This is a genomic window from Microcoleus sp. D2_18a_B4 (assembly GCF_036702475.1).
Lineage (GTDB): Bacteria > Cyanobacteriota > Cyanobacteriia > Cyanobacteriales > Microcoleaceae > Microcoleus.
The window spans coordinates 17,990-41,672 of sequence record NZ_JAUBTL010000057.1 but is presented as its reverse complement, the minus strand read 5'-3'; the positions used below and the strand labels follow the sequence as shown (position 1 = coordinate 41,672).

18 protein-coding genes are annotated in these 23,683 nt (G+C 46.1%); 9 read left to right on the top strand and 9 right to left on the bottom strand.

Translation table 11 applies throughout. The annotated features are described in order from the left end of the window. Positions 1–522 precede the first annotated feature (522 nt). The 4 genes from QUB04_RS25915 to pilM all read right to left on the bottom strand — a co-directional run bounded on the left by QUB04_RS25915 (position 523) and on the right by pilM (position 6,603). Entirely contained in the window at positions 523–2,898 is a 2,376-nt protein-coding gene (locus QUB04_RS25915) for an AMIN domain-containing protein (protein ID WP_333288841.1), read from the bottom strand. 480 nt (positions 2,899–3,378) lie between these two features. After that, positions 3,379–4,176: a pilus assembly protein PilO gene (locus tag QUB04_RS25910; protein ID WP_333288838.1), complete on the bottom strand. Its 798-nt coding sequence runs from the start codon at positions 4,174–4,176 to the stop codon at positions 3,379–3,381. Then, positions 4,173–5,081: a PilN domain-containing protein gene (locus QUB04_RS25905; protein WP_333288836.1), complete on the bottom strand. Its 909-nt coding sequence runs from the start codon at positions 5,079–5,081 to the stop codon at positions 4,173–4,175. The genes QUB04_RS25910 and QUB04_RS25905 overlap by 4 nt, the downstream gene beginning before the upstream one ends. 427 nt (positions 5,082–5,508) lie before the next feature. After that, positions 5,509–6,603 carry a type IV pilus assembly protein PilM gene (gene pilM, locus QUB04_RS25900; RefSeq protein ID WP_333288848.1) on the bottom strand — a complete coding sequence of 365 codons (1,095 nt, stop codon included), beginning with the start codon at positions 6,601–6,603 and terminating at the stop codon, positions 5,509–5,511. Between the two features lie 173 nt (positions 6,604–6,776). Here pilM and QUB04_RS25895 point away from each other — a divergent pair, with 173 nt between their 5' ends. From QUB04_RS25895 to QUB04_RS25885, 3 genes are all read left to right on the top strand, one after another. Beyond that, entirely contained in the window at positions 6,777–6,995 is a 219-nt protein-coding gene (locus QUB04_RS25895; protein WP_333288834.1) for a hypothetical protein, read from the top strand. Next, positions 6,985–8,268, top strand: coding sequence for a sugar ABC transporter substrate-binding protein (locus QUB04_RS25890; protein WP_333288832.1), 1,284 nt, complete (start codon positions 6,985–6,987; stop codon positions 8,266–8,268). Before QUB04_RS25895 ends, QUB04_RS25890 begins: the two co-directional genes overlap by 11 nt. 396 nt (positions 8,269–8,664) lie before the next feature. After that, the gene (locus QUB04_RS25885; protein ID WP_333288830.1) at positions 8,665–9,240 is read left to right on the top strand and encodes a Uma2 family endonuclease; all 576 of its coding nucleotides are present in this window, start codon (positions 8,665–8,667) and stop codon (positions 9,238–9,240) included. Between the two features lie 90 nt (positions 9,241–9,330). Here QUB04_RS25885 and QUB04_RS25880 read toward each other — a convergent pair whose 3' ends face one another. From QUB04_RS25880 to QUB04_RS25870, 3 genes are all read right to left on the bottom strand, one after another. Beyond that, positions 9,331–9,783, bottom strand: coding sequence for an Imm30 family immunity protein (locus tag QUB04_RS25880; RefSeq protein WP_333245895.1), 453 nt, complete (start codon positions 9,781–9,783; stop codon positions 9,331–9,333). Further along, positions 9,783–10,070, bottom strand: coding sequence for a hypothetical protein (locus QUB04_RS25875; RefSeq protein WP_333288828.1), 288 nt, complete (start codon positions 10,068–10,070; stop codon positions 9,783–9,785). Before QUB04_RS25875 ends, QUB04_RS25880 begins: the two co-directional genes overlap by 1 nt. A gap of 235 nt (positions 10,071–10,305) precedes the next feature. Beyond that, the gene (locus QUB04_RS25870) at positions 10,306–11,571 is read right to left on the bottom strand and encodes a folylpolyglutamate synthase/dihydrofolate synthase family protein (protein WP_333288826.1); all 1,266 of its coding nucleotides are present in this window, start codon (positions 11,569–11,571) and stop codon (positions 10,306–10,308) included. A gap of 58 nt (positions 11,572–11,629) precedes the next feature. Here QUB04_RS25870 and QUB04_RS25865 point away from each other — a divergent pair, with 58 nt between their 5' ends. Beyond that, positions 11,630–12,496, top strand: coding sequence for an NgoPII family restriction endonuclease (locus QUB04_RS25865; protein WP_333288824.1), 867 nt, complete (start codon positions 11,630–11,632; stop codon positions 12,494–12,496). Between the two features lie 19 nt (positions 12,497–12,515). Beyond that, on the top strand, positions 12,516–13,760 hold the full coding sequence (locus tag QUB04_RS25860; protein WP_333288822.1) for a DNA cytosine methyltransferase: 1,245 nt from the start codon (positions 12,516–12,518) through the stop codon (positions 13,758–13,760). 29 nt (positions 13,761–13,789) lie between these two features. Here the strand turns inward: QUB04_RS25860 and QUB04_RS25855 are convergent, their stop codons facing one another. Next, on the bottom strand, positions 13,790–15,007 hold the full coding sequence (locus tag QUB04_RS25855) for a glycosyltransferase (protein WP_333288820.1): 1,218 nt from the start codon (positions 15,005–15,007) through the stop codon (positions 13,790–13,792). Positions 15,008–15,090: 83 nt separating this feature from the next. After that, entirely contained in the window at positions 15,091–15,972 is an 882-nt protein-coding gene (gene rsmI, locus QUB04_RS25850; protein WP_333288818.1) for a 16S rRNA (cytidine(1402)-2'-O)-methyltransferase, read from the bottom strand. Between the two features lie 84 nt (positions 15,973–16,056). On the opposite strand from rsmI, the gene QUB04_RS25845 reads away from it, so the two are divergent. From QUB04_RS25845 to QUB04_RS25830, 4 genes are all read left to right on the top strand, one after another. Further along, positions 16,057–16,917 (top strand): PfkB family carbohydrate kinase, encoded by an 861-nt coding sequence (locus tag QUB04_RS25845; RefSeq protein WP_333288816.1) that lies wholly within the window; start codon positions 16,057–16,059, stop codon positions 16,915–16,917. Positions 16,918–17,146: 229 nt separating this feature from the next. After that, positions 17,147–18,271 (top strand): cupin-like domain-containing protein, encoded by a 1,125-nt coding sequence (locus QUB04_RS25840; protein WP_333288813.1) that lies wholly within the window; start codon positions 17,147–17,149, stop codon positions 18,269–18,271. Positions 18,272–18,665: 394 nt separating this feature from the next. Next, the gene (locus tag QUB04_RS25835; RefSeq protein WP_333288812.1) at positions 18,666–19,544 is read left to right on the top strand and encodes an inositol monophosphatase family protein; all 879 of its coding nucleotides are present in this window, start codon (positions 18,666–18,668) and stop codon (positions 19,542–19,544) included. A 459-nt stretch (positions 19,545–20,003) separates the two neighbouring features. Next, positions 20,004–23,465 carry a DUF4347 domain-containing protein gene (locus QUB04_RS25830; protein ID WP_333288810.1) on the top strand — a complete coding sequence of 1,154 codons (3,462 nt, stop codon included), beginning with the start codon at positions 20,004–20,006 and terminating at the stop codon, positions 23,463–23,465. Positions 23,466–23,683 lie beyond the last annotated feature (218 nt).

The window sequence follows — 23,683 nt, the reverse complement described above, 5'->3', positions numbered from 1 at the left end:
AATGAGTTCTTTAGTCCTCTTGAGCGAGGACTTTCGCTTTGAGGCAGGGGTTTCAACCCCTGTCGGACTGTCGGACTGTCGGACTGTCGGACTCAGGGGAAAGAGCGTGGAAAGTTGACAGCAATGTCTTCTTCCACCGCCAGGGACTGAAGTCCCTGTCTCATAGCTGAAGTCGTCTGAAGACGACTGAAAGAGTGATTGATAGTCCTATACAAGAGGACTAATGAGTTCTTTAGTCCTCTTGAGCGAGGACTTTCGCTTTGAGGCAGGGGTTTCAACCCCTGTCGGACTGTCGGACTCAGGGGAAAGAGCGTGGAAAGTGGACAGCAATGCCTTCTTCCACCGCCAGGGACTGAAGTCCTTGTCTCATAGCTGAAGTCGGTTAAAACCGACTCAAATACTAATTTTTAGTCCTCTTGTAGAGGACTTTCGCTTTGAGGCAGGGGTTTCAACCCCTGTCGGACTGTCGGACTCAGGGGAAAGAGCGTGGAAAGTTGACAGCAAGGCATTTTTCCTTGGTTCCTACTGTCTCGGCTGCACGGGCTGACTGCGCTGCAACATTTGGCGCGCGTCGGGACTGATGTTGTTTTGGTAGCCAAAGTTCGATCGATCGCTATCATCCAAAATCTGCGGAGTCAGCAATACAATCAACTCCGCCCGCTGGTTGGTCTTATCGGTGCGCCTGAACAGCGAACCGATAATCGGCAAATCTCCCAAAATCGGAATCTTGTTCGCTATAGTCCGTTCTTCGTCGCGGATAATCCCCGAAACAATCAAAGTCTGACCGTCCCGCAGGCGAATTAGGCCCGATTGCAACGATCGCTCGCCCAGCAAAACGATACGATTGATGTTCTGGCCAGTCGAAAGGTCTTGAGTGCTGCCGGGTGTCCTGATAATCGGGTTCACCCGCAGAGAGACAAAGCCATTATCGTCAATCCGGTCGATCGCCACCCCTAACTGCAAACCCGCCCTGTCTTTGACGGCCGTCGTTGTTGTGGTACTTGTATTTCCGGTGCTCTGCGTTTGCTGTGTGATGTTAGTAATCACCTCATCAGTAATATTCACATTCGCCGTTTCCCCTTCTTGAACCACTAGAGTCGGATCTGTCAGGATTTTGCCATTGTTGCTGGTAATACTTGCCTGCAACGTAGACAGGAACCTCCTGGGATACTGGAACAGGGGGAATAAGGCGAAAGTTGCATCTCCCGCAGTTGGTGCCGTTCCTGGGTCGTAATCGCTAATTCCAACTCGCGTGGGGTCAGTGGTAATTGGGGAGATCGGCCGGAGGAACACACCTTTGCGGCCGTTCGCTGTCAACGGTACGATAAACCGGCCGTTCGGATCGAAGAAAGACTCCTGGTCTCCAAACGGAAGCCCGACGATCGGCCGATTAGTTATGCCGCTGGTAGCAAGATCCCTAGCGGGCGGATTGATGCCACCAAAATTGAGACTTGCCGCCCCGCCGTCATTGACAAAGAAACTGTTATTAATTCCGAAAGAGAAACTGCTGCTACTGTTATTTTCTCCCGTCAAGTTGATATCGATCACCTTGACGTTGACAGCCACTTGACGGCGGCGCAAATCTAGCTGTGTCAAGAAAGCCACAGCCATGTCAACTTTGCGCGGGTCTCCCACCAAAGTGATGGAATTGAGCCTAGAATCCGCCAGCACCGACAGTCCCCTCAGCAAGAGCGGGCCGGTGCCTTCCCTAGCGCCGATCGCCTTAATGTCGGGTTCCCTAATTTCTACATCCCGCGCCGCATTTCCCTGGCCCACGCTTTGAATCGTCACCCGAGTAATCGGCAGTTGAGTTTCCGCGCCTTGAGCGCTCAAAAAGTTAGCCGCATCCGTAGAGCGAACTTGATTGAGCCGCAAAGTCCGAATGATAATATTGCGCGAGTCGATCGGCAAGCTAGTCCCTACAAAAATCGTCCGCCCCTGGCGGTTAGCTTGCAGCCCGCTGAGCCGCAGCACGTAATTAAAGACATCTTGCACCGACTCATTTTCGATGTCCAAAGAAATCTTCGGCCCTTCATCTGAGCCGGAGGCTCCTGGCTGACCAGGCACTGCGGGCTGACCCGGTTGAGCAGGGGCCGCGCCACCTGTGAAAGCAATGTTCAAGCCAGCAGCGCGGGCCAGTAGAGCCAAAACGTCCCGGACTGGGGCATCCCGCAACACCAAGCGGGGGATGCGTTCTCCCGAACTCAGCTCAATATTTCCCACGCCAGGGGCGATGTTAGACACCGCGATATCTCCCAAGGGCGGCGCCACGGCCCGCGGCTGGAAAGGCGCTGCCTGATTTGTCTGGGATTGTATTTCGCTGGGGAGGGGGGGGCGATCGTTTCTGGTAACAGTAACTTCGGGATTTGGCAGCAGCACGCCTGGGTTCTGCGAGGTGCGGACTTGGGGAGTCGGCGGGGGAGCTGTTTGGCTCAGCGGCAGTCCCGGAGGCGGCGGAGGTGCAGTTTGGGCAGACTGTACTGTACCGCCCTGTCCGGCAACGCTAAGGACGATGCTTTGGCCTTGTCCCGGAACAATTTGTCCGTTGGGAACTCCGTTGGTGCCGGCTACCACAACGCGGATGCTGTTAGCCTCTACCTGGGTGATTTCTACGGAAGAAATTCCCGGAGCGGGGTTATCTTGACGGAAGCTGTTGCCTTGTGGCAAGCGGAGCTGGGTGTTGATAATTGTGGCTTGGTAAGTATTGCCGTTATTGATGGCGAAAACTTGCGGGCGATCGCCCTTTTCTGTAGCCAGGACAATATTTACGCCATTATTACCTTGACTTACTTGCACTCCTGTGACTTGAGTCGGCGCTGCCGAGACGGGGGCTTGCGCGATCAGAACTCCTGCAACGCTGCATAAGAGTCCTCCACTTAACCGTAGATGCTGTTTCACGTTCTCTCCTCAACTACAATTTGTATTTGTTGTTCGCAGTCTTTTGTCGCTAGCTGCTAAACTGACTAAAATATTCAAGGGTTCGAGCCTTTTTGAAGGAAGAAGTTATGGCCTTTTCGATTTTCTATTTTCGATTGGGAATAACTGATGACATCAGGGTTAGAAACTATCCTACAGCAATCCTCGCATCATTTGTGGATTTCTTACTCCCTCCCCTTTGTAAGGGGAGGGTTGGGGTGGGGGAAAAAATTTACGACTCGTACAAGGATTGCTATACAGTTCCATTACTTTGAGAAACTGGTATTAGAAGGAATTAGGTTTTAGAGCAAATTGTTGAGTGCCAGATAAAAAATAATTTGGTGGCATTCATACTTTTTTTACTTCTACCTTCAATCTTCCCATTTCAACCTTCTGCCTTCTGCCTTTCTTGTGAAAGAGCGAGTTGGGAACAATAGCTAATATCTATCAGCCCAACTACCGCTACTTAGCACCAGGACTCGGAGCCGGAGTTGGCGGTTTTTCTTCTTGCTTTAACGGCAGCAGCGCGTGCAATTCAAAAGCGGTTTTAATTTGAGTTGGCGGCTGCTCCACAGGAACTATTTTCCCTTTCAAAAAGTCAACTTGAATTGCCCCAGTTGATGGTAGCAATTCCGATCTCAAATTCTTCACTACCAACAGCGACTGCATCAACTCCAAGTTACGCATAAAATTGCGGGTTTGAGCGAAAGTGCCTTCAAACTCTACCTTAAATTTTTTGCGTCTGAGCTTGCCAGCCAGGGACGGCCCGAAGGAGGTATCTGCCAGAATATCAGGGTCTACAGTTCCCGGCGCGGCGGTTGCTGCTGGGGGCATATCCGGCTCAAATTTGGTAATTTTAGCCTTGAGGTCATCTCCTTGCACGCCGGCGTTGATTCTATTAACGAGTTGGGTCATGTCAAGCAAAAGCGTGTTGGCGCTGGCGTCGCTGGCAAACATTGCCGTCACGTTGGCCCGGCGCTGTTTTGCTTCTTCTTGCTTTGCTTCTGCTTCTGCCTTTTTTTGAATTTGAGTTTGCAATTGCTGTTGCGTTTGCTCGCTTTCCCTAAGTTTTTGCTTGAATGCGTCGCTTTTTTGGAATTCGGGAAGTACGAACTGGTAGCCGAGGCCGCCGGCAATAACGAGTCCGAGAACTGCGATGCCGATTGCTTGGACTTGGGGTGTCAGCTTAATGCCGAATATTTCCTGAGCCCCTGTCTCTTCTGCTTGTGCGCCGCTGGGAATAAACTGATTTGCTGTCATTGTTTTTTCACCTCTGGTTTTTGTGGTTCTAGCACTCCTTTTTCTTGAAGTGTTTCTATCCGTATTGCTAGGCCGTCTGCTTGCTTGCTTCGCAGCTCGGGGAGCAACTCGGAGGCCCCCGTCGGGCTGAGCGTCGTTTCAATTTTATATTCCACCACTTTCCGCAGTTTGGGAAGTTCTGTTACTCCTGCTGCACTTTGGTTCCGCAATTGTACTTGTGCCGGGTTGTCTTTTAAGGTCGCTGCTAGCAGTCTGGTGTCAGTATTGAGGAAGAAAGGAGAGCGCTGGACTAGCAACATAAAGTCGTTAACTTGAGCAAAGGTACTGGCTATCCCTGAAATTTGTACTTTTGCTGCCTGCTGCGGGACGACGGGCGGGGGGGGAGCGGCAGCCGGGGTAGGGCTGGCTGGGGACGGACTCGCCCCTGGGGACGGGCTGGCTGCGGGGGTGGCTGCGGGGGGTGGGGGTGCTGCTGCAACGGGGGAGGGAGGCGGGTCGATTTGCTCGATTTTGGCAATTTGCACTCCGGCGGGAGTGCGGACACTCAGGTCTTGCAGCATCGCCGACCAAGGTTTAATTTGGTCGAATACTCCGGCTAATGCTTTGTATTCGGCGGTAACTTGGTCGGTTTCGGCGTTGATGGCTTTGATGGTGTTGGCTTGAGTGTTTAGCTTGGCAAGTTCTTGGTCGATGGCTTCTTGTTTTTTGGTCAAGCTGGTATTTTCGTTAGTCGCCAACCACCAGGCGCCCATGACTGCGGCGTTGATGCCAAAGGCAAACAGCACTGCCCCATATATGGGCAGTTGGTCTTTTGCTCCACCGGAACTTTTTTTAGCTGGGCTTTTGGTTGCAACGGGTTTGTAGTCGGGACGGTCGTTGAGAAAATTAATATCTAGGCTGTACATGGCTTCACTCGATTTTATAGCAGAAGGAAGAAGGAAGAAGGCACAAGGTAGTAGGTAGTAGGTAGTAGGTAGAAGGTAGAAGGTAGAAGGAAAAAGTGATCTACCGCTTATGTTTCAGCAATTAAGAAGGTCCTAACAGTCTTGGCTGTTGCTATAGATTTAAATTGGAAATTTTAGATTTTAGACAGAACCCAAGATTGCTGGTACAAGTGAAGGATTTATTTAGGGAAGAAAGAAACAACTTTCTGCCTTCTACTGAAGGAAGGGGCTGCTTCTACCTCAGATATATTCTACCTTCTACCTTCTACCTTCTACCTTCTACCTTCTACCTCCAATATTCTACCTTCTGCTTTCTGCCTTCTTCTTTTGGAAGGGGTTTTTACCTAAAATTCTCAAATCTGTTTTTCTCTCATCTAAAACTGTTAGTTCACATAACCTCCCTTAGTCCTAAACCTAGGGCGACTCCTAAACCTGCTCGCTGTTCTGGGGTAATTTCTTGGCTGATTTCGAGTCCTAGGGTTTCGATGGGATCGACTTGAGATGCGGGCAAGCTTAATCTTTGCATAAAAAATTCGTCTAGTTTGCCGATCGCAGCTCCAGGGCCTGCTAACAGCAGTTGCGCTACTTCGAGTTCTTCGCTCTGATTGAGGTAAAAGTCTACTGATCGGCGCAGTTCGTCTGCTAGTTCTCCCAATACTTTAATCATCGCATTTGTTCCCGGATTGGCGTCTCCCGATGCGCCCATTGTATCTGTGACTGGCAGGGTCATGCCTTGCAGTTCGCTGGTGTCTCTGGTTGGCGGCAGGTTCATGGCTTGGTTGAGGGCGGTCTGGATTTGGTAGGTGCCGATCGGGATGGTACGGTTGAACTGAGGTATGCCGTCCACTACTATAGCTAACTCGGTGCTGTCAAATTCTATGGCGGTGAGAACTGCTGCTTCTTGGGAGGAAAATTGTTGCAGTTGGTCTTTGAGGGTGCGGATTAGGGCAAAGCTGGTTACTTCTAGTACGTCTATAACCAGTCCGGCTTCTTTGAAGGTTTCGATGTATGTGTCGGTAACTTCTCTGCGGGTTGCTACTAACACGACTTGCACTTTTTCTACTCCGTCGTCATCTACAAATAGGCCTATTTTTTGATAGTCTACGTCGGCGTCTTCTCTGGGAAACGGCAAGTAAAGTCCTGCTTCTGCGTTCATGTAATCCCGCAGTTCTTCTTCGTTGAGCTCTGCGGGAACTGGGATGAGGCGGATGACGGCTTCGCGGCCGGGAATGGCTGTGGCTACTCGCTTGGCTTTGATTTTGTTTTCGGCGAGGACGGCTTTTATTAGTTCTGCCATTCCTGGCGGATCGACTATTTGTCCTTCTTGTACTATGTCTTCGGGAACTTCTATTGAGGCTAGGATGCCTAATTTTAATGCCTGACCTTTCTTTTCGAGCTGAATGATGTTGATGCGGTCTGGGGCTATTTCGATCCCGATTCCTGGCTGGCGTTGGGAAAGTAGACCTTTGAAAAAGTTAACCATGTGATTGGGTCGCCGGTAATTGCTATTTTTTTCTTTTGTAGTTGGCCAGCCTGATTCAGCGCGCAGGCGTGTTGGAGGGTTGGTTTCCAACTGCCGCAAGAGTGCTGTAATCTCGGTATCCCGCCGTAGCTGCACAGCTCAGTCTGTGTTGCGCGATCGCTAGTTCCGATTTTATGCTATCCAATTTACTTGACAATAGCTATTCTGCGGAGAATGTCAATAAATTCCAGCTCGATCGACCGAAAACCTGCCGATTCTGCACAAAAACCGACTATCTCGCTCCTGAACCCAGGTACAAAACTCTGTTACTGACTCGATCGCGCTTGATTCGGGCGAGCGCTTTTTTGTCTGACGGTTCCCATAACTCTCAAATTTTATTCTATGAAACGTAAATCTTGGCAACTTTTTGCTGTTTTTGGGCTGGTGGGGCTGCTGCTGTCTGCGGTGGTGAGTTGCAGCAAGCCGGCTGTTAATTCCCAGGCAAATAATACGCAGGAAATCGAGTTCTGGACTATGCAGCTTCAACCTCAGTTTACTGAGTATTTCAACAAGACGATCGCCGGTTTTGAAGCCGAAAATCCGGGGGTGAAGGTGCGTTGGGTGGACGTTCCTTGGTCGGCGATGGAAAGCAAGATTTTGGGGGCTGTTTCGGCGAAAACTGCGCCGGATGTGGTGAACCTAAATCCCGATTTTGCTTCGCTGTTGGCGGGGCGCAATGCTTGGCTGGATTTGGATTCTCGAATTCCGCAACAAGTTCGTGAGATCTATCTCCCGAATATCTGGAAAGCTAGTGTACTCGACGGCAAGACTTTTGGCATTCCTTGGTATCTCACGACTGGGGTGACAATTTACAATACGGAGTTGTTGAAGAAGGCTGGAATTGCTAAGCCTCCTGCTACTTATGCCGAGTTGGCACAGGTTGCCAAGCAGGTGAAGGAGAAGACTGGTAAGTTTGCTTTTTTTGTGACTTTTGTGCCGGAAGATTCGGCGGAAGTTTTGCAATCTTTCGTGCAGATGGGTGTGCCTTTGGTTGATGCGAAAGGCAAGGCGGCTTTTAATACTGCTAAGGGCAAAGCTGTTTTTCAGTATTGGGTAGATTTGTACAAGGGCGGACTTTTGCCACAGGATGTTTTGGTGCAGGGACATCGCAGGGCGATCGAGCTTTATCAAGCTGGGGAAACTACTTTTTTAGCTTCCGGGCCTCAGTTTTTGAAGGCTATTGCTGAGAATGCGCCGAGTATTGGTGCTGTTTCGGCTGCTGCGCCTCAAATTACGGGGGAAACAGGCAAGAAGACTGTGGCGGTGATGAATTTGGTTGTGCCCCGCGACAGCAAGCGTCCTGATGATGCTGTCAAGTTTGCTTTGTACGTGACTAATTCTCAAAATCAGTTGGCTTTTGCTAAGGCTGCTAATGTTTTGCCTTCTACGGTTGAGGCTTTGCAGGACGATTATTTTAAGACAGTTTCTGCTGATGCTCCTGCTGCCGATCGAGCTCGCGTTGTTAGTGCTTCTGGGTTGAGTTCCGCCGAGCTATTGATTCCGCCTTTAAAGGATGTTAAGAAGCTGCAAAAGGCGATTTATGACAATTTGCAGGCGGCAATGTTGGATGAAAAGTCGGTAGACCAAGCTGTTGCTGATGCGGCTAAGGCTTGGGATCAAAGGTAGTTTTTAATTGAAGCTGGGGCGGGATTTTTTTTGATCTCGCCTCTTGCTTTTTTTTGCCACTTGACGTATTATTAAAGAATGGAAATCTGTGCCGCCATATATATATAAGCATATATAAGCTTTTAAGTTATTATCGAATGATGAAATTACCGCCTCTTCACAACGCGGAGTCGGAGGAGAACTCTGGATAAGTCAATATCGACTCTTGTAGAGGTAAATGTTTCTTTATAAGAACGATCGCTCATTCCAGAAACCGGGTTTCTTTATCCCGTGCGAGATCCTTTCTCAATTCAGCTTGATTGATGATTTGTAGGAATATAGCCTGAATTCCTCAAATATTCAGAAATTTGACTCGTGTTAAAATCAAAGCTCAGATCGGAATAGGATAAAATTCTTATGCCAGCAATGACACTCAAAGATTTAAACCAAGTTCAAACCCTGTTTTCCGAAGCGGGTTTAGATTACCAAATTGAACTAGAAGACGGGATAATTTCAGTTAGGGGGCCATCAGACATCGTATCCAGTGAAATCAGTAGCCGTCTCATCGCCTTTCTTTTCGCTTGGATAAATCCCCGTCGCTTGGGGAGAGTCTTTGACTCCGCAGGCGGTTTCATCATGCCGGATACGAATGTGAAAGCACCGGATGTTTCTTTTGTGCGCGCCGCCCGCTTGCGCCAAAGTCCGCGTTATTTTGGAGAACTTGTCCCCGATTTGGTGGTTGAGATTAAATCTCAGAGCGATCGCATTAAGCTTATAGAAACCAAGGTTTTGAAGTTTATAGAATTGGGTGCGATCGTCGGAATTCTGATCGATCCTGATGAAGAGACAGTGACTATTTATCGCTCTACAGGTGAACCGACTGTTTTAGGAAATGGCGATATCTTAACAGTAGCAGAACTTTTTCCCGGTTGGGAATTGCCCGTTTCAGAATTGTGGCCTCCTATCTTTACTGAGGAAGAAACACAAGGTTAAAGAAAAAAGAGCGCTCGCCCATTCTCCTTATCGAGCTTTTCCTTCATCGCGATCGCACTTCCAAATATTCATCAGCGGTGGAGATAAACGCTAATGAACTTGTCCAGCTAGCTCAATCGGTGAATCTTGATGAGTCAATCGATAGGCAGCACTTTCTTCCAGCAATTGTCGAATAAAATGGGGGCTGTGAGCGTTAATTGAATGTAACAGATTTCTATACAAGCGGCAGGCAACCTCATCATTCAAAATGCGACTGTGGAGTATTCTTGTCCAATCAGAGGCAACAACAATTAATTGTGGGATGACACGGATAAATGCTTGTAACTGCTGTTCCATTTCAAAAGATTCTAAAAAATGAATTAGGCTAAACATGACCTCCGGCTGTTGGCAGCGATCGTCTAAAATCAGATGTAAATCTGGTAAATGTTCACTCTCAGGATGCTTCGCGAATTCCGCTAAAGCATTTTCAAAAGCTGTTACTTCTTCAGTTGATCGCATTAATTTATTAGCGGCCAAAATGGTAATCCAGCTATTTTCCTTCATCAGCTATTTACTCCCTTTTCAAAAACGCCCAACCAAGCTAACTTATTTGACTGGATAACTTGCTGTAAGCTGCGCCTAATTTGTGGCGTGTAAAGTCCCTGACGGCGATAAATTGCTCGCGCATCGCTAATTTCTCTAGCTAGTGCTTCCCTTGGTAACAAGCTGAGATTCGGAGATTGTCCGTAAGAGATAGTCTGGCGATGACGACCTCCTTTACCGGGCAAAGGGTGTTCCATCATTATAGCAATACCCATTTCTCTGCTGTAACCAAGAACTTTTGCTGCCATGAATCCATTAGAAGGAATGTGATGTGGTGTCAGATTATCGCCTCTTCGTCCAGCTTTAAGCAGGTCTCCGTAACATCCAACTGCGCCTTCCCCTGGGAGAAGTCTGTTTGTATAATTAGCTATTTCTATTCTCCTATTCGCTGCTAACGGACATGATATTACGACAAGAAACCCAGTGTCTATGAAGCACCTCTTGCCAGTTTACCCGAATAATTCATCTTAAGGCAGGATGCGTTTAAGCTTGGGATTGTTGTTGTTGCAGAAAATAGCCGACGAGATAAAGCGAACCGCAAAGGATTGTTAGGTTGTCGCCTGTAACAGCAGCGTCTAAGGCCGTTGTTAAGTCGGGGAAGGCTTGACAGAGAGTTAATTCGGGACAGATAATTTGAGCTAGGGTGGCTAATTCTGCGGGGGATGATGAGTTTTGATCGGGTACGGGTACTAGGTAAAGTCGATCGCCCTTTTTGAGTAATGCTTTCAAAATATCATCGCAGTCTTTAGTCGCAAGAATGCCGATTACCCAGTTAATCGCTGACGGGTGATTGTTCAGGCGATCGACATATTCACGCAGGGCGATAGCGGCGGCGGGGTTGTGCGCGCCGTCAATTAATATGTTGCGGTTTTTCCAAGTTGTCTGCTGGAGTCTTCCGGGCCATTGGGTTTTGGCGATACCGTTTTCGATGGCGGTTGGGGAAATTTGCCATCCTTGGTTTTGGAGAGTTTGCAAAGTTGCGATCGCAATTGCTGAATTCATTAGTTGAATTTTTCCCAGCAGCGGCAATTGATATTTTATTTTAACCGCATTTTGATTTAACTGATATTCTGCGAATCCTTGTCCTAAATCTATTGCTGGTTTTACCCAAGTTGCCGGACAGTCTAATTCTTGAATGCGTTTTTCTACTACTATTCTAGCTGATTCTGGCAATTCTCCGATAACTGCCGGACATTTTGCTTTAAGAATTCCCGCTTTTTCCCCAGCAATATCCGCCACGGTGGGGCCGAGTATTTGCCAGTGTTCGAGACTGATAGAAGTAATGACGCTAGCGAGAGGTGTTTCGCAAACGTTAGTCGCGTCTAATCTACCGCCCAATCCAGTTTCTATGACTGCGATATCTGTTTTTTGTTCGGCGAAATACAGCCAAGCTGCGGCGGTGATTATTTCAAATTGAGTGGGAGTTTCGGTGTTGTTTTCGGTGGCGGCGACAACTCGTTCTAGACACTGTTGCAATTCTGTTGGGGAAATCGGTTTTTGGTTGATGCAAATTCTTTCTGTCCAATCGATTAGGTGCGGAGATGTGTAGCGTCCAACTCGATAGCCTGCTTCTGTTAGTACGGAAGATAGATAAGCGCAAACGGAACCTTTACCATTTGTGCCGGCAACGTGGATAATGGGTACTTGTTTGTGAGGGTTGTCTAGTTTTTGGAGAAGTTGTTTGATTCTTTCTAGGCCGAGGTGGACGCCGAAGTGTTGGTAGGATTGGAGGATGGAACTTGCATTCATTAAGGATATCTGCTATGATTAGGCCGGGTTAAATGAGGGCTTCTAATTTTTATAACAGATGACGAATATACTGCAAGCGATCGCTACAATTATTAATAATCCTAGACCTGACTTACTCAGCTATTATAAAAGCCAAAGCAATAATAGAATTAATGCTCTGGGTGATGCCCTCGAGTATTTTGTCAAGGATGCTTTTGCCAATACTATAGATGAACCGGAACTCAGCAATAAAGAAAAAAAGTACAAGGAACTATTTTCTTGGAGTGGCAATCAGAATACTTTTCCAGATTTTATGATCAGAAATGGCGATGCTATAGAAGTCAAGAAAATACAAAGTTCCGGCGGTGATATTAATTTAAATAGTTCCTACCCCAAATCAAAATTATTTTCTAACGATCCACAAATTTCCTCAAAGTGTCGTAATTGTGAAACATGGATAGAGAAAGATATTGTGTATGCAATTGGAGTCACCAGTGCCGGCAAGACAAAACAAACTCTGAAAAGGCTGTGGCTTATTTATGGTGACTGCTATGCTGCTAGTAAAGAATATTATGAACGGATTAGAGTTCAAATAGCTACTGGGATTAAGGCAATTCACGATGTCGAATTTACCACAACAGCAGAACTAGGGAAAGTTAAGAAAGTAGACCCATTAGGTATAACTCACTTAAGAATTAGAGGAATGTGGCACATAAATAATCCTGCGAAAGTTTTTGATAATATAAATACAGGATACGACCGCCAGACAACTTTTCCGATAATAGCCATAATGAAGGAAAATAAATATTCTTCTTTTCCACCTGACAGCAAAACAATGATCGAATCCATATCACGTCCAGGATTTAATATTAATACTCAGCAGATTAAATGTCCCGATAATCCTGTAGACTTTATACCTGCTAAAATTATTACTTACAATATCTAACACTAAAGGTAAAAGCATTATGAATATCATATCTCTGTTTGCAGGCTGTGGCGGGTTGGATTTGGGTTTTCGACAAGCAGGATTTAATATTGTTTGGGCGAATGAACACGATCGCACTATTTGGGATACTTATGAATATAACCATCCTGGCACTCCACTAGACAAGAGAGATATTAGAAACATTAAATCTGAGGAAATACCCAACTGCATAGGGATAATAGGTGGACCACCTTGCCAAAGCTGGAGTGAGGCAGGCGCTCAAAGAGGTATTAATGACAGTCGGGGTCAGCTATTCTACGACTACATTAGAATTGTACAAGAAAAACAACCCTTGTTTTTTCTTGCTGAAAATGTGAGTGGCATATTAGCAGCAAAGCACAAACAGGCTTTCGCTAATATCTTATCGCAGTTTAAAGATATAGGATATCAAATTACATACAAATTACTGAATGCTAAAGACTTTGAAGTTCCTCAAGATCGTGAAAGAGTAATCATCATTGGCTACCATGAAAAAATGAATGCTTTTTTTGAGTTTCCCGAAGCGAGAAGTAAAATTTTAAGTCTTAGGGATGTTATCGAGGATTTGGCATCTATAGAACCCTTAAAAATTACATATAAGGAGACATCAAAAGACTCTCACCTTAAAGTTCCCAACCATGAATATCTAGATACGGGATTTTCTAGTATGTATATGTCCCGAAATAGAGTCAGGAGTTGGTTAGAACCTTCTTTTACAATCCAGGCTAGTGGCAGACACGCACCTCTTCACCCTCAATCTAGCAAAATGATTGTCGTTGGCAAAGACAAACGCATTTTCGACCCTAATTCGCCTGTGCCTTACCGCAGGCTTTCTGTGAGAGAATGTGCGAGAATACAGACGTTCCCGGATGACTTTCTTTTGAAGTATCAAAATATTATTGATGGCTACAAGATGGTTGGAAATGCCGTGCCTGTTAATTTAGCGCGGGTACTAGCAAGCAAAATACATGAAGATATTAAAGAATATCAAAAATCGGGTTTGAGGAGAATTAAAAATCAAGCTGAATATCCGATTCAGTTAAGTTTATTAGGCTCTGAATGGGAAATCACGGCTGAGGGAAAGAAAAAACATTTTGCCAAAATAAATAATCAAAAACATCACACTTCTAGTTTTGGCAAGCATTCCAATGAAACTGAATGTCCACTCCAGTTAAATTTACTAGGATCTGAATGGGAATTCACGTCTGACGCAAAAAATAAATCTCTGGCACCAGCAAAATCTTAGGCTGCATTGACTCAGGCTATTTTGATATGTTATTTGAATTTTGTTAACTCGCCGAGATTTTGCCCAATCGCATTTGTCCCGCGAATATGAGACAAGGGAGAACCTCCGTACAAAAAGCTATTCAAACTAACTTGATAATTTTGCTGAACTGCTAAATCCAACCACAAATTGTTAATCGCATCTCCCGGTTTGTAGTCGGGAATGTTGTGCTGGTAGTAAGGAAAACTGTCTATACAAGTATTAAAAAAGTTCTTGCGCCCGCAATGCTTTAAATACTGATATCGCGGTTTGAATTCTGTTTGATTCTCCAATACTGTATATATAGTATCTGCGAGAGATTCCGGGTCAAATTTGGCGTAAAGACCCGCACCTTCGGGGAAAACTGGCGAGTTTCCTCTGGCGTATTGGTTGAATTCTTCAAAACAAATTACTGGTACGTTACAACTCATTGCTTCGGTAATGCCCCGGTTTTTTCCTTCGAGGAGGGAACCGAGGACGAATGCTTGTGCTCGCGAATAATATGTGGGGATTTCGCTGTAGTAGTCTACTCTTGGCACTAAGTTAATGTAGTCGGAGGGATTGGTTAAAATTTCCTCGACTTGTCGCCATTCTTTTAATGCGTACTCGTCGAGAGTTTTCAGGTTGCTAGCATCAAATTCGTGGCCGGTGACTACTGTTAATTTAATCGGTTTTTGCGGATATTTTTTGCGGTAAACTTTTAAGGCTTTGGCTATGATTGGCAAATTTTTTTCTTCGGAAATTCTGGCGACGGCTAGCAAGTCGATGTCTTTGGCGGGGACGTTGCGCGGGGAAATTAAGTATTCGTTGATAAAGTCCGTGTCTTGCAGTGGTATGATTGGTTTGTGGGCGCGATCGGGATAAGTTTCGCGAAACCACTTTTCTCGCTGTGGGTTTTTGTATAAACTGGAGTAGGCGTCAGCTATGGGGGCCCAGGAGTAGGAGATTCCGGGGGAATAGGTGAAGGAGAAAAATACTGAGGAAAGTTGGGGAAATAGTTTGTTTATTAGTTCGACTCCTTCGCTGAAGTAAATTCCTTTGATGAAACGCCCTTCGTAAAACAGTGGGGGAAGCAAGACGTAGAAACTGACGGTATCGAAGCGGTGAGGTTGGTCTTCAAATATCTCCCAGCTAAAGGCGTCTAAGTCTGCATAAATTTCGGCGATGGGTTTGTTGATGTGGGGGTTGCGTAAATATGGTTTTTGTCGATCGTAGTTTCCGCGTACCATATAATTCTGAGTTTGAGTATCTAGCTTTTTTTATTTAACCGCAGAGGGCGCAGAGGGCGCAGAGAAGAAGAGAAGAGAGTTATTCACAATTCATCTAAGGGTTGTTCTAGTGATTCATTGTCGCCTATTGTGAGGGCGAGTTGGTAGATTTGGCGGCGGGGGAGGGATGTTTGTTGCGCTAGCTGGCGGCTGGCTTGGGAACGACTTATGCCTTCTGCAATTAATGTTTGCAATTCTGCTTTAATTGCGTCTTCGGAAAATATTGGGGCGGCTGTTTGGATGCCGGCTATTACGAGGGTAAATTCTCCCTGGGGTTCGCGATTGGTGTAAAGCTCGATCGCACTTTCTATACTACCACGCCAAAACTCTTCGTGCATTTTAGTTAATTCTCTCGCCAGCACAATCTGTCTGTCGCTTCCCAAACTATTTGCTAAATCTTGTAAAGTTTGCCGCAATCGGTGGGGAGATTCGTATAATATTATAGTGCGGGATTCTATTTGCAAAGCTTCTAAACTTTGTTGGCGTTCTTGACCTTTCACGGGTAAGAAACCTTCAAATACAAATCTCTCTGTGGGTAATCCTGATGCAGTTATGCCAACAATGCAGGCGGTTGGGCCGGGAATCGGAATAATGTTAATATTAGCATCGGTGCAGGCTTTGACTAACTCGTATCCGGGGTCAGAAATTCCCGGCATTCCGGCATCTGTCACGAGGGCGATATCTTTGCCTAAATGCAGTTTGTCGATGAGTTCGGGGAGTCGCTGGTGTTGGTTATGTTCGTGATAGCTGATTTGGGGGGTTTTGATTTGAAAATGGTGCAAAAGTTTGCCTGTATGGCGGGTATCTTCGGCGGCGATGAAGTCTACTGTTTGCAAGATTTTGATGGCGCGAAATGTCATGTCTTCGAGGTTGCCGATCGGGGTTCCTACGATGTAAAGTGTTCCTGTATTGGGATTTGCTTGCATTTTGATATTTTGAAGTTTTTAACCGCAGATAGGACACGGGCGGGACGCCCATGCCACAGGCCAATGCCACACATTTAAGAAGATATGAAAACCGGATTGTTTTTGGGATTGGCGACTTTAGATTTAATTTATTTGGCCGGGAAGCCTCCGGGTAAAAATCAGAAAGTTGTTGCTTCTGATTGTACCATTGCTGCGGGCGGGCCGGCGGCAAATGCTGCGGTCACTTTTAGCTATTTGGGGAATGCGGCGGTATGGGCTGGGGTTTTGGGCACTCACGCGATCGCCCAATTAATTCGTGCAGACTTAGCGGAGTATAATGTCAGGATAATTGATTTGGCACCAGGGCGATCGCACTCGCCGCCAGTTTCCTCGATTATTGTAACTGAAGCAACGGGCGATCGATCGGTAATTTCCATCAATGCTACGAAATCGCAAGTTGACAGTCAAACAATTAACCCGGATCTTTTAACATCAGTTAATATTGTACTGCTTGACGGACATCAAATCGCAGCTAGCACAGAAATTGCTCAACTTGCCAAGTCAAAAAACATTCCCATTGTCCTCGACGGCGGCAGTTGGAAACCCGGATTAGAGGAAATATTGCCTTTCGTTGAATGGGCTGTATGTTCGGATAACTTTCATCCGCCCAACTGCGACAATTCCGAACAAGTCTTTGCTTACCTGTCAGCAGCAGGAATTTCCCATATTGCCATCACTCGCGGCGAAAAATCAATTTTATACCTCAGCAATGGCAGTTACGGCAGTATAGAAATACCTCCAATTCAAGCCACAGACACTTTAGGCGCCGGCGACATCTTTCACGGCGCTTTCTGTCACTACATTTTGCAAAATAACAACTTTACAGATACTCTCACCGCCGCAGCTAAAATCGCTTCCCATTCCTGCAAAAACTTCGGAACCCGCGACTGGATGAATAAGAGTTAATTTTAATTAAAAATTAACTCAACTCTCCGGTTAAAACCGCTCAAAGCTAGAAAACTTGAACTGGCAACACCTGTTAAGTTAAAATCCTAATAACAACCTTGACAAAAATTGTCAACTCCTTCCCTCTCTTCCTTCGCGCCCTTTGCGCCTTCGCGGTTCGTTAAAATTGCTATATTAGTAAAACAACCTCAAATCAAACCAAACAGTCCCAAAACAACATACCCGAATCATGTCTGACACCCAACCCCTAACTATCACCCTTCCCCCTTTGCGGATTACCCTAACAGAACAACAGCAAGTTAACCTAGAATGGCTGACACAAAACTTGCCAAATCTACTCACCCCAAGCAAACAAGAAGTCCCCGACAATATGAAACAGTGGGTGGCGGCCAACAAATTATTAAATCAACCCGACGCCGAAATCATTCAAGCCCTAATAAATACCGGCATAGATGCGGAAACAGCCACCGCAGAAGTTAGGGAAATATCCTCTCATCCTTACTTCCAAGCAGGTAGCCATTACGTGCAGTTATTGCAGAAATTAGAATCGCATCTCAGGATTAACAATCAATTAGCTGCATTGTCTTCCAAATTTGGCACAATCGAACGCAAAAGCAGCCTTTCCAGAGAGTATTTTCTCGAAAATTACTACGCCAAAAATACTCCAGTAATTATTACCAATATCATGCACAACTGGAAAGCCTTGCAGTTGTGGACGCCGGAGTATTTACAAGAAAAATATGGCGATGCAGAGGTACAAATTCAAGCCAACCGCAATTCCGACCCGAATTACGAAATCAAGATAGAAAATCACAAAAAAATTGTTTTGTTCCGCAAATATGTAGACATGGTGGTCAAGGGCGGGCCTAGCAACGATTACTACATGGTTGCTAACAACCAAACTCTGGAAAGAGAGGAATTTAAACCCCTATTCAACGACATTGAAATTTTCCCAGAATACCTCAATCCAACGGATACAAAAGGCCGAGTTTTCTTTTGGTTCGGGCCGAAAGGCACGATTACGCCGCTACACCACGACCCAGTTAATTTAATTTTAGCTCAAGTGTCTGGTCGCAAACTAATTAAATTGATTTCTCCGCAGCAAACACCTCTGCTTTATAATCACGTAGGAGTTTTCAGCAAGGTGGACGGCGAAAATCCAGATTATGACAAATACCCGCTTTACAGAGATGCGAAAATTATTGAAGTAATTTTGGAACCGGGAGAAGCTATTTTTATTCCTGTCGGTTGGTGGCACCATGTAAAATCATTGGAGGTTAGTATTTCGGTTTCGTTTACTAACTTTGTGTTTCCTAATTATTATGAATGGAAATATCCTCATATTAATTGGTAATCTCTCGTTACTAGGCTCTGCCTGGTAATACCAATTTAATGTGAAGTTGCATATATTTCGATCCCCCTAAATCCCCCTTAATAAGGGGGACTTTGACGACCAAGCTCTTGTCCCCCCCTTATTAAGGGGGGTTAGGGGGGATCAGATTCTATGCAGCCTCATATAAAATTGGTATAACGCATATAAGCGAGGCTCTGCCTCCGATTCTACTAATAGGAAAAGGAAAGCTCTGCGCCTGATTTTGCCAACAGGAAGAAGGAGGCAGAGCCTCCGAATAGGCATTCCCAGGCAGAGCCTGGGAACGAGTAACGAGTAAGGGGCGGGCACGGGGGCACCGCCCCTACAGAAGTCTGGGTTAATCGGCGTTTATCTGCGGTTCAAAAAAAAGAAATTCATGAAAACTCTCGAAGAAATCAGTGAAATTGCCCGATCGATCGCCTGGAGTGCATCAGATATCCTACAATCCTATTATCGGCAGGATTCCAACACTCCTAACCTCGACATCCAAGAGAAAAAAGATGGCCCCGTCACCGCCGCCGATGTCGCTGTCAACTCTTACATTCTCGACGAATTGCAGTCGGCTTTAGGGAATGCAGAATTTGGCTATCTCAGCGAAGAAACTTACAAATCTTATTTAGAAAAAAACGGTCAAATTCCGTTACCTCAAAGTTGGGTTTGGATTATTGACCCTTTGGATGGAACGCGAGATTTTATTGACAGGACAGGTGAATTTGCAGTTCACATTGCTTTAGCGTTCGAGGGAAGACCGGTATTGGCAGTTGTGGCTTGGCCCCAACAACAAAAGATTTATTACGCAATCCGCGATGCGGGTGCTTTTATGGAAAGTCGGGACGGTTCTACGGTCAAATTGCAGGTTTCGGCGCGAAATATAGTGGCAGATTTATCTATAGTAACCAGCCGCAGTCACCGGGGCGATCGCTTTAATCAATTGTTACAAAAGCTGCCTTGTCAAAATCAAATAGCTGTCGGTAGTATCGGCTGTAAAATTGCGACAATTGTCGAACAAAAGGCTGATGTTTATATTGCGCTTTCGGGAAAGTCTGCACCGAAAGATTGGGATTTAGCGGCACCGGAATTAATTTTGACTGAAGCGGGCGGTCAATTTACTCGTTTTGACGGTTCTGCTTTGCAATATAACCGGGGAGATGTGAGTCAGTGGGGGGGATTGTTGGCGAGTAACGGTTGCTGTCACGCTGCTTTGTGCGGGCAAGCTGATGAGATTTTAGCGGGGATAGATGCGAGTTTGAAGTAAGTCCGCGCGTGCGAAGCTATCCCGTAGGGAATCGCCTGTAAAGATGGTAACGAATAAGTTTTAGGGGCGGGTTTTACGAGAAATAATTGCCTAAAACCAATTATTTCGTAAACCCGCCCCCACCCTTGCGCGAAAGTCCGCTAGGGCTTGAAACGAACGGCCCAACTTGAGCGCAGATATCTATCAAAAATCCCGCTCTTAATATTTCAGTATAATGACACTTGCTATTAAATTGTTTTTGTGTTATTTCCTCCACCTCGCCTTGGCTAATCCGTAATATTACTTAATAAAATCCCCCAAGTTTATCAAAACTTTAAATAAAAAGGTGTTTATAAAGAAAACTTTATATAGATTTTCTTAAAAAACAGTTATGGTTACTACAACCTTCAGAAAGTGTTTCGGATGCAAGTCGCGAAACAGGGGAATCCTTGTCTTTTTTTAGCTATTAGTAGGTGCAGTATGCCAAATTTAAATAATCAAGTTTCACCAAGTGCGATCGCCTTTATCGACACTCAAGTAGAAAATTACCAAAGTTTAGTCGCTGGGGTAAAACCGGGTACGGAAGTAGTCGTTTTGGATGGGAACCGGGATGCGATCGACCAAATTACTCAAATTTTAGCTCTTCGTACCAATATTGACAGCATTCACATTGTTTCTCACGGTGCTCCCGGCAGCTTGCAATTGGGCGACGGTAGCTTGAGTTTAGATGATATAGAGTGCGATCGGGATTCTCTACAGCAATGGTTTTCGCCACAAACCGACTCAAGGAGCAAAAATCGACCGAATATCCTGCTGTACGGGTGTTCCGTAGCAGCAGGCGAGACAGGTAAAGCATTTGTCAAACGCTTGAGTGAGTTAACCGGCGCGTCGGTTGCGGCTTCCCAAAACCTCACCGGAAGTGTAGCAAAGGGCGGCGACTGGGAACTGGAAGTCAGAACTGGGGAAATAGAAACGCCGCTGGTATTTGAAGCCGAAGTATTAGCAGGTTACGAGTATGTTCTGTCTACTTTTGCTGCTGCGACTAACTTTCCCATAACATACAGTCTCCGTAAAGTTGCCAGTGGCGATTTTAACAAAGACGGCAACCTTGACCTAGCCTTTGCCAGCACTGGAGTTAATCGCAACGTCTCGATCGCATTGGGAAATGGCACTGGCCAATTTAGCGCTGCCACTAATCTTAACACCAGCCCGCCGACCGGGCTCAATACGTGGTCTGTCGCTGTAGGCGACTTTAACAAAGACGGTAATTCTGACTTGGTTACGGCTAATAATGCGACTAACAACGTTTCTCTCCTGTTAGGGAATGGTAATGGCACTTTTGGTGCAGCCACCTACTTTGGTGTGGGGTCAAGCCCCTATACCGTCGCTGTGGCAGACTTCAACGGGGACGGCAATTCAGATTTAGCTACAGCCAATAGAACCTCTAACAACGTCTCCATCTTGCGGGGTAATGGTAATGGTACTTTTGGCGCAGCTACTAATTTGAGCGTGGGGTCAACTCCCTATTTTGTGGTTGTCGGCGACTTTAACAAAGATGGCAAGTCAGACTTAGCGACAGCGAACTCGGGTTCTAACAGCGTATCCATCCTGTTGCAGAATGCTAATGGCACTTTCGCCCCCGCCACTAACTTTACCGTTGGAAATCGCCCTAATTACATTGCTTTAGGAGACTTTAACGGAGACAAAAATCCTGACTTAGCAACCAGCAATGAAGGCTCAAACAACGTATCAATACTGTTAGGAAATGGCACGGGAAGCTTTAGTGCAGCTACCAACTTTAGCGTTGGATCACAACCCCTTGCTATTGCTAGGGGTGACTTCAATGCCGATGGAAAAGTCGATTTAGCCACAGCCAACAATTCATCGAACAATGTCTCCGTCTTGTTTGGAAGTGGCAATGGCAGCTTTGGCACTGCCACTAATTTTGTTGTGGGAGGCAATCCCCAAGGTATTGTTGTAGGTGATTATAACAAAGATGGCTTATCTGATGTAGCTACGGCGAACTTTGGCGGTCAAAACACCTCAATTCTGCTGAATACATCTCCGGTGGTAAATTTCGGTGCGGCAACTTACAGCGCCACAGAAGGAACCGCAGACACGGTAGTTAATATTCCCGTCACTCTCAGCCGCACTCCTGACGCTGCTGTAACAGTGCCAATTGTCATCGACCCCAGCAGCACAGCCACCCCTAATTCAGACTACACCCTTTCCCCTACCTCGATTACATTCCCCGCAGGTGCAACTGGTACCGCACTCACCCAGAATGTTGCAGTTACTATCAAACCTGACAATCTCGCTGAAAACGCCGAAACCGCAATTCTCAACTTGGGCACAATCGCCGGTGGCGTTGCCGGTGTCGGTAGAACAAAAAAAACAACATTAACTATTGCAGCCAACAGTCTACCTTCAAGCCTGAGTCCGTACCAAATCAACCTCAAAACAGGCACAATTACTGGTGGGCCAAACCAGTTTATTTCTCTAGTCAATACCCCTACCGACTCAAACGCAGACAGTTGGTTAGAAGCGGTAGCCAAAATCAATTTTAGCGGCAACATCAAAAAAGCAAAATTTATCGTTGAATACGACAAAATCCCCTCAGGATGGACGGTAAATATCGGCGACTCTGTGTCAAACGACGGCTATGGAGGGGATTCAGGCAATCAAAGCCGCGATGCCGAGATGCAGATTGTTAACGGGGGTATGGCAGTTTTCGGGAATGAGTACAATACACCCCCTGGCGCACAACTTACCGGAGGAAATGTGCCTAACTTGGTCACCAACGGTTCCCGCCTCGAGTTAGAAGTCAGCAACGAAAAAATTGCGTGGGATAACAAAAGCGGACTACAAGGTAGCTTGAATTCGCCGCCGTATCTTTACGCCCTCAACGGTCAAGCTGATGCTAGTGGGCCTGTCAATTCGGATATTTACGCCGGATTTAACAGGGTGATGACTGGGCGTGGCGATCGCATCGGATCAGGTGCTAGCAAGGTGACAATTCTGCTTAATCCGATCAACTACGCAATTAGTCCTGGTACTGCAACCGTTACTGAAGGCAACACTGGCAGAACTGCGATCACGTTTACTGTTACCCGCACCGGTTCCACTGAGTTGAGAAGTAGCGTCAATTATACGATCGCCGGAACTGCTAGCAACGTCAGGGACTACAACAACATCCGCGGCACATCCGGTGCCAATAGCGCGAGTGGTCCGATTAATTTTGCAGCGGGCGAGACATCGAAAACCATTACTCTTGATGTTTTAGGCGATACCGCGATCGAACCCAATGAAACCATTAATGTTAGGCTGTCAAATCCCTCTGGATTAAATTCTACACCGACAATTACCACTGCTACCGCTACCACAACTATTACTAATGATGACCAAGCTGGCTTGACAGTTAACCCAATCTCCGGATTAACTACAACAAATGTTGCCGAGGGAACAGTTTCGGCTAATAGTTTAACTTTCACTCCGGCTAACTCGAATTCACCGCAGCAGGTGACAGTAACTGCTGTCTCCAACCCAAAAGGTAGCGACCCTTTGCTCGGAAGTAGTAGTGATGATACCTTGTTGGCCAGCAGCGGTGCTGACATTTTGAATGGGGGTGATGGTGATGATATTCTTTACGGAGGTAAGGGAGATGATTTGCTGAATGGCGGTTTGGGAATGGATACTTTGACAGGAGGAATGGGAGTCGATAAATTCCTACTCTTTACCAATTCCGGTACTGATACGATTACCGATTTTGAAGTCGGTAAAGACTTGTTAGTATTGGGGAACGGACTGAGTTTCTCGCAATTGACAATTGCTGAAGATAGCGGTGCAACATTAATCCGGTTTGCACAAACAGGGGAGATTTTAGCCTCTCTCACCGGAGTTTCTGCTAGCAGTATTAGTGCAGTTAATTTCGGATTGATTTAAGAGCGAGTTCGGGTTGATTACGCAGATTTCGGCATTCCGAGAAAATCCTGAGTCTCATAGTACGACAGGGGTTTTTAACCCCTGTCTCATAGCTAATATCAAATCCGGTAGCATCGTCGGGCGTAAAATCCAGTCAACTGTCAACCACGGACGGTGCAACCGGAAGTCATATAATTCATCTGCGTTAATCTGTGTTTATCTGCCTGTATCTGCGGCTT

Excerpts from the sequence above, each read along its gene's own strand:
- QUB04_RS25910 (WP_333288838.1), bottom strand. The coding sequence starts at position 4,176 with ATGACAGCAAATCAGTTTATTCCCAGCGGCGCACAAGCAGAAGAGACA.
- QUB04_RS25905 (WP_333288836.1), bottom strand. The coding sequence starts at position 5,081 with ATGTACAGCCTAGATATTAATTTTCTCAACGACCGTCCCGACTACAAA.
- pilM (WP_333288848.1), bottom strand. The coding sequence starts at position 6,603 with ATGGTTAACTTTTTCAAAGGTCTACTTTCCCAACGCCAGCCAGGAATC.
- QUB04_RS25895 (WP_333288834.1), top strand. The coding sequence starts at position 6,777 with ATGCTATCCAATTTACTTGACAATAGCTATTCTGCGGAGAATGTCAAT.
- QUB04_RS25890 (WP_333288832.1), top strand. The coding sequence starts at position 6,985 with ATGAAACGTAAATCTTGGCAACTTTTTGCTGTTTTTGGGCTGGTGGGG.
- QUB04_RS25885 (WP_333288830.1), top strand. The coding sequence starts at position 8,665 with ATGCCAGCAATGACACTCAAAGATTTAAACCAAGTTCAAACCCTGTTT.
- QUB04_RS25880 (WP_333245895.1), bottom strand. The coding sequence starts at position 9,783 with ATGAAGGAAAATAGCTGGATTACCATTTTGGCCGCTAATAAATTAATG.
- QUB04_RS25875 (WP_333288828.1), bottom strand. The coding sequence starts at position 10,070 with ATGGCAGCAAAAGTTCTTGGTTACAGCAGAGAAATGGGTATTGCTATA.
- QUB04_RS25870 (WP_333288826.1), bottom strand. The coding sequence starts at position 11,571 with ATGAATGCAAGTTCCATCCTCCAATCCTACCAACACTTCGGCGTCCAC.
- QUB04_RS25865 (WP_333288824.1), top strand. The coding sequence starts at position 11,630 with ATGACGAATATACTGCAAGCGATCGCTACAATTATTAATAATCCTAGA.
- QUB04_RS25860 (WP_333288822.1), top strand. The coding sequence starts at position 12,516 with ATGAATATCATATCTCTGTTTGCAGGCTGTGGCGGGTTGGATTTGGGT.
- QUB04_RS25855 (WP_333288820.1), bottom strand. The coding sequence starts at position 15,007 with ATGGTACGCGGAAACTACGATCGACAAAAACCATATTTACGCAACCCC.
- rsmI (WP_333288818.1), bottom strand. The coding sequence starts at position 15,972 with ATGCAAGCAAATCCCAATACAGGAACACTTTACATCGTAGGAACCCCG.
- QUB04_RS25845 (WP_333288816.1), top strand. The coding sequence starts at position 16,057 with ATGAAAACCGGATTGTTTTTGGGATTGGCGACTTTAGATTTAATTTAT.
- QUB04_RS25840 (WP_333288813.1), top strand. The coding sequence starts at position 17,147 with ATGTCTGACACCCAACCCCTAACTATCACCCTTCCCCCTTTGCGGATT.
- QUB04_RS25835 (WP_333288812.1), top strand. The coding sequence starts at position 18,666 with ATGAAAACTCTCGAAGAAATCAGTGAAATTGCCCGATCGATCGCCTGG.
- QUB04_RS25830 (WP_333288810.1), top strand. The coding sequence starts at position 20,004 with ATGCCAAATTTAAATAATCAAGTTTCACCAAGTGCGATCGCCTTTATC.